Here is a 13,667-nt window from a genome sequence, read left to right as displayed (position 1 = left end):
CCTCCGGCTTGGGCCGCCACCGGGGCGGACGGTTGGCCGCTAGCGTTTCAGGTTGGTGGTTTCCTGCAACATTTCGTCGACGGTGGTGACGATCCGGGCGTTGGAGCTGTAGGAGCGCTGGGTTTCAATCAGGGCCGTCAGTTCCTGCGCGATATCGACGGTGGAGTTTTCCAGCGAATAGCCGATGGTCGATCCGACCGGACCATGACCGGCATCGAACAGGAACATGCCGCCGCTGTCGCGCGTCAGCTGAAACATGTTGCCGTCGGTCAGTTGCATGCCGTTCGGGTTGATGACGTCGGCGACGGGGATCTGGTAGATCGGCAGGGTCTGGCCGTTGTCGAAAATCGCGTTGACCAGGCCATCTTCGCTGACCTCCACCCGCAGCACATTGCCGAAGCCGGCGCCGTCCTTGGTGATCCGCAGCGGTGCGAATTCGCCCGAATACTGCACCAGCCCGTCGCCAGTGTCCGGCGTGCCGATGTCGATGGTGATGGCGTTGCCGCCCGCCACGGTGACCGTCAGCTTGCCGGTGGCCGGGTCATAGCTGCCGGTGGAGGCCGTGACGGTATCGAGGCTGCCGGCCGTGCTGCCGGTCTGGTGGAACTGGAGGTCCAGATCGCCGACGGTGGAACCGTCGGCACTGTCGACCACGGTCATCTGCCAGTTGCCGGAGGCGCCGCTGCCGGGAATGGTCGGCGTGAAGGTCAGGGTCAGGGTTTCGCTGTTGCCCAGCTCATCGAAATACTCGACCGGCAGCACGCGCGCATCGCCGGACCCGGTGGATTCCGTATCCTGGGCCGGCAGATTGCCGGCGAACTCGATACTCGTGGTCGGGCGCGCGGTGAAGCCGCTGGCGCCGATATTGACGACTTCCAGCGAGTCGAAGCTGTTGCGGGCAATGGCGGGATCGACCGTCGCGCCGGTCTGGTCCACCGGGAAGCCCAGCAGGAAGTAACCGCTGTTGGTGACCAGATTGCCGTTCACGTCCGGCCGGAACGAACCGGTGACCGCCAGGCGATAGTCGTCGCTGGACGGGTTCAAGTCCTCCGGCGTCACCGATTTGGCGACCGGGATATAGCCGCGGCCGTTGATGGTGATGTCGGTGCTGTTGCTGGTGGCCTGAACCAGGCCCTTTTCCGTGATCGAGCGGCGCACATCCGTCGCCACGCCGCCGGCGGTGAAGCCGCCCGGCTGGTCTTCCGACAGCACGATGGTCGAGAAATCGGTTTCGACCCGTTTGTAGCCCGCCGTGCTGTTGTTTGCGATGTTTTCGGAGATCGTGGCGAGGCGCGTGGCGTTCGCCTTCAATCCCGAAACCCCGGCGTTCAATGAAGAGCCCAAACTCATCGGCCATCCACCCTATCGTTGCGAAACCCGGGCGCGGCGGAGGGCGGGAGGCCAACCGCAGCGCATGAGGGAAGCTTGCCGGAGCGACCTTAAATTCCACCTAATGGGCATGGTTATCCCGAGATACCCATGGGCGAGACGGGCGATGCGGCGGTCTATCGGTCGCCGCGCAGGACGACGATGCCGATGCGGCGGTTGCGCGGGTCGTCGGGATTGTCGGTGATGAGCGGCACGGTGTCGGCCAGCCCCTCGACCCGCTGGATGCGGTCGGGCGCGATGCCGGAGCGCTCCAGCAGCCGGCGGGCGGCCTGGGCGCGGTCGGTGGAGAGTTCCCAGTTGCCATAGCGGCTGCCGCTGGCGAACGGGATCGCATCGGTATGGCCGGTCAGGGCCACCTTGTTCGGGGTTTCCGCCAGCACTTCGGCGATGACCTGCAACAGCGCCTGCATGCGCGGCGTGGCGTCGGCGACGCCGGATTCGAACATCGGTGCGCCGTCCCGGTCCACCACCTCGATCCGCAGCCCTTCCTCGGTCACCTTGAAGATCAGATGCCGGTCGAGGCCCTGATAATCCGCGCGCTCGTGCACCTTCTGGGTGATGGCTTCGGCCAGTGTTTCGGCCTGGCCTTCGGTTCCCGGCTGGGCCGTTCCCGTATCCGTGACGCCTCCCTCCGGGCCGGATGTTCCCGCGGTCTCCGCGGCGACCGTTTCATTTTCGGGGTCGCCGGGCGGGGTCCGCCGGTATTTCGCGGTGACGGATTCGCCATCGGGGTCGAACGGTCGGGCGTCGCCCTGCACCTCGCTGTCGCGGACATCGCCCGGCTGGCGGCGCAGGTCGACCCGGTGCGCGGCCTCGAACTGGGCCTCCGGCGGCGGGTCCTCGTCGCGGCTCACCGGCGATTTCTTGCTGGTGGAGTTGCGCGTGGCGATGCCGCCGATTCCGTTCTGGGCCAGCCGCTCCTTGCTGAAGATCGAGGAGCCGCCGAACATGTCCGTGCCGCCGCCGGAGACCCGGCTGATGGGGATGCGCGGGTCGAAATAGTCGGCCAGACCCTTGCGCTGGTTTTCCGTGGTGGCGTTCAGCAGCCACATCAGCAGGAAGAACGCCATCATCGCCGTGACGAAATCGGCATAGGCGACCTTCCAGGCACCGCCATGATGGCCGTGGCCATGGCCAGCCTTCTTTTTCTTGATGATGATGATCGGAGCGTCGCCGGACACGGTAAGCTTCTCCCGGCCAATGGGCGGGCCGGGAGTGCCCGCGTGGACCAGCCGGAAGCAAACCAAATGCGCCTTAAGACGGGCTTACACCGACTGTCCGCAATTCCCGCTATTGGCCGGCATGGCCCGCCATCGCCCGGTCGATCAGCGCCATGGTCTCGTCGCGGCCATAGAGCGCGATGAACGATCCCATGCGCGGGCCCTGGCTTTGGCCCAACAGGGTCTCGTACAGGGCCTTGAACCAGTCGCGCAGGTTTTCGAACCCGTGTCGCTTGCCGATCTCGTAGACGATGTTCTGCAACGCCTCGGCGTCGGCGTCTGCGGGCGCCGCGGCCAGGGCGGCGCGCAGATCGACCAGCGCGGCCCGCTCGGCTTCGCTCGGCGCGCGGTACTGTTTCGCGGGCTTCACGAAGTCCTGGTAATATTGCACCGCATAGCCGGCCATCCGGTCGAGCAGGGGGGCCGTCTCGGGCGTCGCCGCGGGCCGGTAGCGCGAGATGAAGCCCCAGAGCACGCTCTTGTCTTCGGCATTCGCCACGCTGGCCAGGTTCAGCAGGATGCCGAAGGACAGATCCACCTCCGGCGCCGGCGGCTGGCCCGCATGGATGTGCCAGACCGGGTTTTCCAGCCGCTGCGCTTCGTCCTGGCCCGGATATTTCTCGATCCAGGTGCGGTACTCGTCCATGGCCTTGGGGATGACGTCGAAATAGAGCTTCTTCGCCGCCCGCGGCTTCTGGAACATGAACTGGGACAGGCTCTCCGGCGGCGCGTATTTCAGCCACTCCTCGACCGCCAGGCCGTTGCCCTTGGTCTTGGAGATCTTCTCGCCCCTGTCATCCAGGAACAGTTCGTAGGTGAAGCCTTCCGGCGGGCGCCCGCCCAGGATGCGACAGATCTTCGACGACAGGTTGACCGAGTCGATCAGGTCCTTGCCGCTCATCTCGTAGTCGACCTCCAGCGCGTACCAGCGCATGGCCCAGTCGGCCTTCCATTGCAGCTTGCAGTGGCCGCCGGTGACCGGCACCTCCTGCAACCGGCCGTTGTCCGGGTCGCGATAGGTGACCGTGCCGGCGTCGGCATCGTGGGCGACGATCGGTTCCTGCAACACGATGCCGGTGCGCGGGCAGATCGGCAGGAACGGGGAATAGGTCGCCCGCCGCTCCGGCCCCAGCGTCGGCAGGATCACGTTGATCACGGCATCGTAATGGCGCAGCACCTGCAACAGCGCGGCATCGAACCGGCCCGAGGTGTAGCATTCGGTGGCGCTCTGGAAGGTGTAGGCGAAGCCGAAACTGTCCAGGAAGGCGCGCAGGCGGGCATTGTTGTGATGGCCGAAGCTCTCGTGCGTGCCGAACGGGTCCGGCACCTGCGTCAGCGGCTTGCCGAGATGCTGGGCCAACATCTCCTGGTTCGGCACATTGCCCGGCACCTTTCGCAGGCCGTCCATATCGTCGGAAAACGCAAAGAGTTCCGTCGGGATGTCGGAAAGCTCGCGGAAGGCGCGCCGCACCATACTGGTGCGCGCCACCTCGCCGAACGTGCCGATATGCGGCAGGCCGGAAGGGCCGTAGCCGGTCTCGAACAGCGCATACCCTTTGGCCGGCACCGAACCGCCCAGGCGTTTGACCACCTTGCGCGCTTCCTCGAACGGCCAGGCGCGGGCGGTGAGGGCGGCGGAACGGATGTCCGACATGGTAGATGTTCCTGTTAATGCAACATGGGGCTGACGGGCGCTACTAGGTAGAAAGCCCAGGTGTTGGGGTCAATCATTCCGACGCGACACCGGAACTGTGCGGCCTTTTAACAGGTGGGCCGCAATTGAGGTGATCGGCACAGGCGTGTACAGAACGGAAGGGACTATGCAACCGTGGGCGGTCCGGATAGGGCAGCGGGTTTCAACCCGTTGGGCCAATGGCGTCCGGCGTGGAGAGGGTGTTGATGCGCGTGTTTGATCGGATTCAGCCATACGCTCGTCGGGTGTTTGTCAGGCTCAAACACGTCACGCAACCCATCACCGAACCGAAGCACGAACCCAGGGACAAGACCGTTACTTTCCTGTCCGGGTTCCCGCGATCCGGCACGAACATGGCGCTGGACGTGTTCGAATGGAGCGGCAAGACCGAGGTGTTCCGCGAAAACGACTCGCGGATGAACACCAATTTCCTGCTGAAAGGCAATGACGTCATTGCGTCCCTGGTGCATGCCTCGCCCGCAAAGTGCGTCATGGTCAAGGCGTTGCAGGATGGCCATCGCCTGCGGGAATTGATGGACCTCTTCCCCGGCAGCGGGGCGATGTGGATGTATCGTCATTACGACGATTGCGTGAATTCGATCCTCCAGCACTGGCCGGGCCATCGCAACGGCATCGACGACATCGTGCGGGACGGCTCCGACGCGGCCGAGTGGCGAGGCAAAAACACCAGCGACGAAACCCTTGCGCATTTGCGCTCGCAATATCGGCCGGATTGGAACGACGCGACCTGCAACGCCTGGTTCTGGTGTCTGCGCCATCAGTTCTTCTTCGACCAGCAGTTCGACCGGAATTCGCGGGTGGCGCTGGTGCGCTATGAATCGCTGGTCACCGATCCCCTGCGGGTCATTCGTCCGCTTGCGGATCTGGTTGGGGTGCCGCTGACATCGCTGATGGCCTCGGTTCCGCATGCCCGTTCGATCGGCAAACGCGCGGCGCCGGATATCGCGCCGGAGGTGCGGGAGACCTGCGAGGCCATGCTCTTGCGCCTGGACGAAGTGTGGGAAGCCCAGGGAATCTGACCGGCCTCGCCAGCAAACCGTTGCATCCCATGGCAAGCCCGCGGCACTGTGCGGGAATGAAGCGCGTTCCCCCGCAATCGGCGATCGCCGGCCGATCATGAGCGAGCCGACCTCCGCCGAGCCGGAGACGGGTCCGGTCCGTCTGGCGTCCCAGCCCGTGCTGGTCTGCGGCGTGCGCAGCGCCCTGTGGCTACCGGCGGACGGGGCGCCGGAGACGCTGACCCTGTCGCAGGCCCAGGCCCGCGCGCTGGCCGCACCGCCCCTGGTCTGTCACCGCGGCAACACGGCCCAGCGCCTGCGCTTGCAGGAGCTGCGGGCCTATGACGTGCTGGAACTCTACGCCTTCGCCCGCCCGGCCCATGCCTGCCTGCCGACGCCTGCCGGGCTCGCCGAGGCGCTGGGCATGGCGAAGCCGCGCTCGCCCGCCGACGAGGCCCTGACCTTGCGCGATGCGGCCGGCGCGCTGTTGCAGGCTATCGCCGCCGACACGGACCCGACCCTGGCGCCGCTCGCCTGGCAGATGGCGCGGGGCGGTTGGATCTGGGGGCCGATGGTGCTGGAGCGCACCGGTCTGCCCAGCGGCAATCTCTCCGGCCGCGCCCGTCATGCCATGCAGGCCTGGGAGCGCCGTGCGCCCTGGGAGGAACGCTCGCCCGACGGCGCGCCCGGGACCGACCCGATCGACCCGGCCGACACCCGCCGCCGGCTGATCGAATTGCTGGGGCCGAACGCGGAGCAGCGGCCGAGCCAGGCGGACTATGCCGATGCGGTCACCGCCGCCTTCCAGCCGCGGGAGTTCGAGGACCAGCCGCATCTGGTGCTGGCCGAGGCCGGCACCGGCATCGGCAAGACGCTCGGCTATCTGGCGCCGGCCAGCCTGTGGGCGGAGGTCAACGGCGCGCCGGTCTGGGTCTCGACCTACACCCGCAACCTGCAACAGCAGATCGACCGGGAACTCGACCGTTTGTTCCCGCTGCCGGCGGACAAGCGCGCCCGGGTCGTGGTGCGCAAGGGGCGGGAGAACTATCTCTGCCTTCTCAACTACGAGGAAGCGACCGGCACGCTGTTCGCCCAGGGGCCGGATGCGATCGGCCTCGGCCTGATGGCACGCTGGATCGGTGCCACCCGCGACGGCGACATGGTCGGCGGCGACTTGCCGGCCTGGCTGATCGACCTGGCCGGTCCGCGCCTGACCATCGGCCTCGCCGACCGGCGCGGCGAGTGCATCTACGCCGCTTGTCCCCATTACCGGCGCTGTTTCATCGAGGCGAGCGTCCGGGCCGCCCGCCGGGCCGATATCGTCATCGCCAACCACGCCCTGGTCATGGCCCAGGCGGCGCTGGGTGGCCTCGACGACGGCTTTCTGCCGAGCCGCTATGTGTTCGACGAGGGCCACCATGTCTTCGATGCCGCCGACAGCGCCTTCGCCGCCGAACTGACCGGGCGCGAGGCGAGTGAACTGCGGCGCTGGATGCTGGGCGCCGAAGGCTCCAGCGGCAGCCGTGCCCGTGGCCTGCGCCGCCGCATCGAGGACCTGCTGCCCGGTGAGCAGGAGGCGGCCGAACTGCTGGACGGCACCCTCCACGCCGCGCGCGCACTGCCGGGCGACGGCTGGCTGCAACGCCTGACCGACGACCAGTCGCACGGCCCGGCCGAGGCGTTTCTGGCCAAGGTGCGTCAGCAGGTGCGGGCGCGGGCGCCCAGCACGTCCGGGCCGTTCAGTCTGGAATGCAACGCCCGGCCGCCGGTGGAAGGCCTGCTGGAGGCCGCCCGCGACCTTGCCAGCGCCTTGGAGAAGATCCGGCAGCCGCTCGCCAAGCTGCGCCAGATCCTGTTGCATCGCCTGGACGACGAGGCCGACGACCTGGACACGTCCACCCGCCAGCGCATCGAAAGCATTGCCCGCACGCTCACCCGCCGCGGCGAGCACCAGGTGGCGGCCTGGTCCGACATGCTCACCTCGTTGCAGGAGGAGCCGGTGGAGCAATATGTCGACTGGTTCCAGCTCGACCGCGTCGGCGGGCAGGAGCGCGATGTCGGCATGCACCGCCACTGGCTCGACCCCGCCATTCCGTTTGCCAAGGCCGTGGTGGAATCCTCCCACGGCGCGGTCATCACCTCCGCCACGCTCCGCGATTCCAGCGGCAATGACGAGACCGACTGGCTGGCCGCCGAAACGCGGGTGGGCGCGTCCCATCTGGCGGTCCACCCCATCCGCGCGGCCATGACATCGCCCTTCGACTATGCGGAGAACACGCGCATCCTGCTGGTGAACGATGTGCGCAAGACCGATGCCGACCAGGTCGCGGCGGCCTACCGCGTGCTGTTCCAGGCCAGCCACGGCGGGGCGCTCGGCATTTTCACCGCCATCCATCGCCTGCGTGCGGTCTATCAGCGTCTCGCCGGGCCGCTGGAGGCGTCGGGCATCCCCTTGTTGGCCCAGCATGTCGACAAGCTCGACACCGCCAGCCTGGTCGACATTTTCCGGGCGGAGGAAGACGCCTGCCTGCTGGGGACCGACGCCGTGCGGGACGGCGTGGACGTGCCCGGCCGCTCGCTGCGGCTGATCGTGTTCGACCGGCTGCCCTGGCCGCGGCCCGACATCCTGCACAAGGCGCGCCGCAAGGCGTTCGGCGGTCCGCGCTATGACGACATGATCGCCCGCCTGCGCCTGCGCCAGGGCTTCGGCCGCCTGATCCGGCGCGAGGGCGATGCGGGCGTGTTCGTGTTGCTGGACTCCGCCCTGCCGTCCCGACTGGCGACGGCCTTTCCGGACGGAGCGGTGGTCAGCCGGGTCGGGCTGGCGGAGGCGGCAGAGATGGTGGAGCGGTTTCTGGCCGCAAAGGGGGTGATTTCGCCCGGGTCGGGTTGACCTTCGGCCCTTAAACCCTTTTATGCGTTCCGATTGCGAACAACCCCGAACCGGAAAGTTTCCGTCCGATGTCCGAGCCTTCCATCATCAACCACCACACCGCGCTGATTTATGTCATGGTGCTGGTGTCGGCGTCCGATGGCGACATGACCGACGCCGAACTCTCGCAGATCGGCAATATCGTGACGCACCTGCCGGTGTTCCGCGACTTCGATCCGGAGCATCTGGCCACTCTGGCGGCGTCCTGCACCGACCTGTTGCAGGAAGAGGACGGCCTGGACACGACCCTTGCCCTGGTGCGCGAGGGCTTGCCCGAGAAGCTGCGCGAGACCGCCTATGCGCTCGCCTGCGACGTCGCCGTGGCCGACGGCCATATCGAGCAGGAGGAGTTGCGGCTGCTGGAAATCATCCGCCACGAGCTGCGGGTGGGGCGTTTGCCGGCAGCGGCGATCGAGCGCGGGGCGCGCGCACGCCACGCGGTGCTCTGACGCCTGGCGCGAGACCGCGTTTGCGGGCTGGTATCGCGCTTGGAATCGCCCTAGGTCCTGTTATACTTCCTGTCCCTGCTCTCCGGGGGTGTGGCCTCTGTGGTGGCGGGTGTGTGCGGGATAAGCGCAACGGATTGGTATTGGTTCGGCGATGAAAGTAACGATCGAGCGCGCAGCTCTTCTGAAGGCCTTGGCCCATGCCCAGAGCGTGGTCGAGCGGCGCAATACCATACCGATCCTGGCCAATATCCGGCTCGCGGCGGAGGACGGCAAACTTTCGCTCACCGCCACCGACATGGACCTGTCGATTGTCGAGGAAACCGAGGTTGCCGTGGCCGGGGCCGGCGCGACAACCGCGCCGGCGCATATGCTCTACGACATCGCGCGCAAGCTGCCGGAAGGGGCGCAGGTCGAACTGGACTCGACCGCCAAGGACGGCCAGCTCACCCTGCGGGCCGGGCGCTCCACCTTCGGGCTGGCCTCCCTGCCGGAGGAGGAGTTTCCCGTGCTGGCCGGCGGCGAGCAGGGCCACACCTTCAAGGTGGCGGCGCGCGACCTGCGCAGCCTGATCGACCGGGCCCGGTTCGCCATTTCGACCGAGGAAACCCGCTATTACCTGAACGGCATCTATCTGCACGAGGCCGAGAACGAAGGCGTGGCCGTGCTCCGGGCCGTCGCCACCGACGGCCATCGCCTGGCGCGGGTGGAAATTCCCCTGCCGGAAGGCGCGGCCGGCATGCCGGGCGTGATCGTGCCGCGCAAGGCCGTGGGCGAGGTGCGCAAGCTGCTCGACGATGCCACGGACGAGGTGCAGGTCACGGTCAGCGAGACCAAGATTCACTTCGTGTTCGGGCCGGTCGAACTGACCTCGAAGCTGATCGACGGCACCTTCCCCGACTATCAGCGCGTCATTCCCCAGGGCAACGACAAGACCCTGGCCGTGGATTGCCAGGCGTTTCGCGAGGCCGTGGACCGCGTCGCCACCATCTCGACCGAGCGGTCGCGCGCGGTCAAGCTGGCGATCGACGACAACACCCTGACGCTGTCCGCCTCCAGCGCCGATTCCGGCACCGCCAACGAGGAACTCGAAGTCGAGTACGGGGCGGGCGCCATGGAGATCGGGTTCAATGCCCGCTACCTGCTGGACATCGCCCAGCAGATCGAGGGCGATACGGCGGAACTGGCCCTGGCCGATGCGGCGGCACCGACGATCATCCGCGATCAGGCCGATGCCAGCGCGTTGTACGTGCTGATGCCGATGCGGGTTTAGCAACCACGAGGGCCCACCGGATGCCGCAGAGCGGCGCAGCCTTCGCCGACACGTCTTCTGCCACCGATTCGCCCGTCGCTGCCGTGCGGCTGGCGGTTCGTCGGCTGGTGCTGACGCATTTCCGCAATTATGCGAGCCTGCGCCTGGAGTTGGACGGCCGGCCGGTGGTGCTGACCGGCGCGAACGGCGCCGGCAAGACCAACCTGCTGGAAGCGGTCTCGCTGCTGACCCCCGGCCGCGGCCTGCGCAATGCCCGGCTGGAAGACCTGCCGCCCCATAGTGCATCCGATGGCGCCTGGGGTGTCGCCGCTGCGGTGGAGACGCCCGGCGGGCCCGTGGATCTCGGCACCGGCGTCGTGACCGGCGAGGCCCGTCGCCAGGTGCGGATCGACGGCAAGCAGGCGCGCGGCCAGACGGCTCTGGCGCCCTATTGCGCCGCGGTCTGGCTGACGCCGCAGATGGACCGGCTGTTCCTGGACGGGGCGGAGGAACGCCGCCGCTTCCTCGACCGGCTCGTGTTCGGTGCCGACCCGGCCCATGCCGGGCGCGTCACCGCCTATCAGAACACCCGGCGCCAGCGCCAGCGCCTGTTGGCGGACGGCGGCGACCCCGCCTGGCTCGATGCCCTGGAACGCACGCTGGCCCAGCGCGCCGTCGCCATTGCCGCCGGCCGCCTCGACCTCGCCCGCCGGCTCGACAGGGCCGCGGCGGAGGGGGATGAGGGGCCGTTCCCGACGCCGCGGATTGCCGCGGTCGGCGACGTCGAGCAGTGGCTGGCCGACCACCCGGCGCTGGCCGTCGAGGATCGCCTGGCCGAAGCCTGGCAGCGCAACCGCCGCGACGACGCCGCCACCGGCCAGACGTCGCTGGGGCCGCATCGCTCCGACATGGCGGTCTGGTATGCCGGCCGCGACGTGCCGGCGGCGCAATGTTCCACCGGCGAGCAAAAGGCGTTGCTGATCGGCCTGATCCTCGCGTCCGCCCGGATGACCGCGGCGGAGCGCGGCGCGCAGCCGCTGGTGCTGCTGGACGAGATCGCGGCCCATCTGGACCCCGGCCGGCGGGAGGCGCTCTACCGCCGTCTGCTGGAGAGCGGGGCCCAGGTCTGGCTGACCGGCACCGAGCCCGCCTTGTTCGAACCCCTGGGCGAATCCGCCCAATATTTCCGTGTGGCCGACGGCCACGTGACCCCCACCACAGGAGCCGCGCCCTCATGAGCGACGAGCAGACCCCGACCCACGGCGACAACGACGATTACGGCGCCGGCTCGATCCAGGTGCTGCGTGGCCTGGAGGCCGTGCGCAAGCGCCCGGGCATGTATATCGGCGACACCGATGACGGCTCCGGCCTGCATCACATGGTCTATGAGGTGGTCGACAACGCCATCGACGAGGCGCTGGCCGGCTATTGCGACCGGGTCGAGGTGGTGTTGAACGCCAACGGCTCCGTCACCGTGCGCGACAATGGCCGCGGCATCCCGACCGACATCCACGAGGAGGAAGGGGTCTCCGCCGCCGAGGTCATCATGACCCAGCTCCACGCGGGCGGAAAGTTCAACCAGAATTCCTACAAGGTGTCCGGCGGCCTGCATGGCGTCGGCGTGTCGGTGGTCAACGCGCTGTCCTCGCAACTGGACCTGCGCATCTGGCGCGACGGCCACGAGCACGCCATGCGCTTCCGCCACGGCGAGGCGGAGGCGCCGCTGGCGGTCGCCGGCGCGGCCGACGGCAAGCGCGGCACCGAAGTCACCTTCCTGCCGTCGCACGAGACCTTTACCAAGACCGATTTCGACTTCGCGACCCTGGAACACCGGTTGCGCGAACTGGCCTTCCTCAATTCCGGCGTGCGGCTGATCCTGAAGGATGCGCGCCAGTTGGACGGGCAGGAGGTCGAAATGCATTACGACGGCGGCCTCAAAGCCTATGTCGAATACATCGACCGCAACCGCACCGCCATTCACCCGGGGCCGATTTACGTCACCGCCGAAAAGGACGGGGTCGCGGTCGAGGCGGCGCTGGAGTGGAACGAGAGTTTCCACGAAACCATGCTGTGCTTCACCAACAACATCCCGCAGCGCGACGGCGGCACCCATCTGGCCGGCTTCCGCGGTGCGCTGACCCGGCAGGTGAACGGCTATGCCGAGTCTTCCGGCATCGCCAAGAAGGAAAAGGTGTCGCTGACCGGCGACGACGCCCGCGAGGGGCTGACCTGCGTGCTGTCGGTCAAGGTGCCGGACCCGAAATTCTCGTCCCAGACCAAGGACAAGCTGGTGTCCTCCGAGGTGCGGCCCGCGGTCGAGTCGATCATGAACGACACGCTGAACCAGTGGTTCGAGGAGCATCCGAGCGAGGCCAAGATCATCGTCACCAAGGTGGTCGAGGCCGCGGCGGCGCGCGAGGCGGCCCGCAAGGCCCGCGAACTGACCCGCCGCAAGGGCGCGCTGGACGTGACCTCGCTGCCGGGCAAGCTGGCCGATTGCCAGGAGCGCGACCCGGCGCTGGCCGAACTCTTCATCGTCGAGGGCGACAGCGCCGGCGGCTCGGCGAAGCAGGGGCGCGACCGCGGCTTCCAGGCGATCCTGCCCCTGCGCGGCAAGATCCTGAACGTGGAGCGGGCGCGCTTCGACAAAATGCTGTCGAGCGCCGAAATCGGCACGCTGATCGCGGCCCTCGGCACCGGTATCGGCCGCGACGACTTCAATATCGAGAAGCTGCGCTACCACAAGATCGTCATCATGACCGACGCGGACGTGGACGGCAGCCACATCCGCTCGCTGCTGCTGACCTTTTTCTATCGCCAGATGCCGGAACTGATCGAGCGCGGCTATCTCTACATCGCCCAGCCGCCGCTGTTCCAGGTGAAGCGGGGCGGGCGCACGCTGCGCTATCTGAAGAACGAGGCCGAACTGGACCAGTTCTTCATCGATTCGGGCCTGGAAGAGGCGGTGCTGACGCTGGCGAACGGCCACCAGCGCGCCGGCGGCGATCTGGCGGAACTGGTGCAGGATGCGGTGCGGGTGCGCGCCCGCGTCGCCTCGCTCGGCCGCGAGGTCGGCTCGGAACGGCTGGTGGAGCAGGCGGCGATTGCCGGCGTCCTGAACGCGGCCGCACTCGCGGACGAGGCCCGGGCCGGGGAGGCCGCGGCCGCACTCGCCCGGCGCATGGATTCGCTGGAAGCCGAGCGCGACCGGGGCTGGAACGGCCTTGCCGGCCCGGACGGCGGGCTGGACTTCACCCACACCAAGGGCGGGTACGACCGGCGCTATCATTTCTCGCGGCGCCTGCTGGAAAGCCAGGAGGCCCAGCGCCTCGACATGCGCTCGGCCGAGTTGCAGGACGTCTATGAGCAACCGGCCATTCTGTCGCTCAAGGGCGAGGAGCAGCGCGTGGTCGGGCCGGTCGGGCTGCTGGAAGGGGTGATTGCGGCCGGGCGCAAGGGCATCAGCTTCCAGCGCTACAAGGGGCTGGGGGAGATGAACCCCGAACAGCTCTGGGAAACCACGCTGGACCCGGATGTGCGCTCGATGCTCCAGGTGCGGATCGGCCACGCGGAGGAAGCGGGGGAGATTTTCTCCACCCTGATGGGCGACCAGGTCGAGCCCCGCCGCAATTTCATCCAGGAAAACGCGCTGAAAGTGGCAAATCTGGACGTGTGATCCCGGCGGCGGCCGGAGGATTCGGACCCGGTGTTTCCCG

Annotated in this window: 9 protein-coding genes; 6 read left to right on the top strand and 3 right to left on the bottom strand. The window is 67.8% G+C overall.

Annotated elements, in window-relative coordinates:
* Window positions 1-39: 39 nt before the first annotated feature.
* The 3 genes from H6844_13500 to H6844_13490 all read right to left on the bottom strand — a co-directional run bounded on the left by H6844_13500 (window position 40) and on the right by H6844_13490 (window position 4,263).
* Window positions 40-1,350, bottom strand: a complete 1,311-nt coding sequence (locus H6844_13500) for a flagellar hook-basal body complex protein (GenBank protein MCB9930414.1) — start codon at window positions 1,348-1,350, stop codon at window positions 40-42.
* 155 nt (window positions 1,351-1,505) lie between these two features.
* Window positions 1,506-2,570, bottom strand: a complete 1,065-nt coding sequence (locus H6844_13495) for an OmpA family protein (GenBank protein MCB9930413.1) — start codon at window positions 2,568-2,570, stop codon at window positions 1,506-1,508.
* A 109-nt stretch (window positions 2,571-2,679) separates the two neighbouring features.
* Window positions 2,680-4,263: a lysine--tRNA ligase gene (locus H6844_13490; GenBank protein MCB9930412.1), complete on the bottom strand. Its 1,584-nt coding sequence runs from the start codon at window positions 4,261-4,263 to the stop codon at window positions 2,680-2,682.
* 245 nt (window positions 4,264-4,508) lie between these two features.
* Between H6844_13490 and H6844_13485 the strand changes: the two genes are divergently transcribed.
* The 6 genes from H6844_13485 (at window position 4,509) to gyrB (ending at window position 13,627) form a co-directional block, all read left to right on the top strand.
* Window positions 4,509-5,342 carry a sulfotransferase gene (locus tag H6844_13485; GenBank protein ID MCB9930411.1) on the top strand — a complete coding sequence of 278 codons (834 nt, stop codon included), beginning with the start codon at window positions 4,509-4,511 and terminating at the stop codon, window positions 5,340-5,342.
* A gap of 97 nt (window positions 5,343-5,439) precedes the next feature.
* Complete coding sequence (locus H6844_13480; protein ID MCB9930410.1) at window positions 5,440-8,214, top strand: ATP-dependent DNA helicase; 2,775 nt, start codon at window positions 5,440-5,442, stop codon at window positions 8,212-8,214.
* Window positions 8,215-8,282: 68 nt separating this feature from the next.
* Window positions 8,283-8,702, top strand: a complete 420-nt coding sequence (locus H6844_13475; GenBank protein ID MCB9930409.1) for a tellurite resistance TerB family protein — start codon at window positions 8,283-8,285, stop codon at window positions 8,700-8,702.
* A gap of 151 nt (window positions 8,703-8,853) precedes the next feature.
* Window positions 8,854-9,972: a DNA polymerase III subunit beta gene (locus tag H6844_13470; protein MCB9930408.1), complete on the top strand. Its 1,119-nt coding sequence runs from the start codon at window positions 8,854-8,856 to the stop codon at window positions 9,970-9,972.
* 20 nt (window positions 9,973-9,992) lie between these two features.
* Entirely contained in the window at window positions 9,993-11,189 is a 1,197-nt protein-coding gene (gene recF, locus H6844_13465) for a DNA replication/repair protein RecF (protein ID MCB9930407.1), read from the top strand.
* Window positions 11,186-13,627 carry a DNA topoisomerase (ATP-hydrolyzing) subunit B gene (gene gyrB / locus H6844_13460; GenBank protein ID MCB9930406.1) on the top strand — a complete coding sequence of 814 codons (2,442 nt, stop codon included), beginning with the start codon at window positions 11,186-11,188 and terminating at the stop codon, window positions 13,625-13,627. The genes recF and gyrB overlap by 4 nt, the downstream gene beginning before the upstream one ends.
* Window positions 13,628-13,667 lie beyond the last annotated feature (40 nt).

The organism is Alphaproteobacteria bacterium (assembly GCA_020638555.1).
Taxonomy (GTDB): domain Bacteria; phylum Pseudomonadota; class Alphaproteobacteria; order Bin95; family Bin95; genus JACKII01.
The sequence above is the reverse complement of the archived record's forward strand: the minus strand, read 5'-3'. Positions and strand labels throughout refer to the sequence as shown.

What these genes read in the sequence shown, in the direction of transcription:
- H6844_13500 (MCB9930414.1), bottom strand. Translation starts at nt 1,350, where the DNA reads ATGAGTTTGGGCTCTTCATTGAACGCCGGGGTTTCGGGATTGAAGGCG.
- H6844_13490 (MCB9930412.1), bottom strand. Translation starts at nt 4,263, where the DNA reads ATGTCGGACATCCGTTCCGCCGCCCTCACCGCCCGCGCCTGGCCGTTC.
- H6844_13485 (MCB9930411.1), top strand. Translation starts at nt 4,509, where the DNA reads ATGCGCGTGTTTGATCGGATTCAGCCATACGCTCGTCGGGTGTTTGTC.
- H6844_13480 (MCB9930410.1), top strand. Translation starts at nt 5,440, where the DNA reads ATGAGCGAGCCGACCTCCGCCGAGCCGGAGACGGGTCCGGTCCGTCTG.
- H6844_13475 (MCB9930409.1), top strand. Translation starts at nt 8,283, where the DNA reads ATGTCCGAGCCTTCCATCATCAACCACCACACCGCGCTGATTTATGTC.
- H6844_13470 (MCB9930408.1), top strand. Translation starts at nt 8,854, where the DNA reads ATGAAAGTAACGATCGAGCGCGCAGCTCTTCTGAAGGCCTTGGCCCAT.
- recF (MCB9930407.1), top strand. Translation starts at nt 9,993, where the DNA reads ATGCCGCAGAGCGGCGCAGCCTTCGCCGACACGTCTTCTGCCACCGAT.
- gyrB (MCB9930406.1), top strand. Translation starts at nt 11,186, where the DNA reads ATGAGCGACGAGCAGACCCCGACCCACGGCGACAACGACGATTACGGC.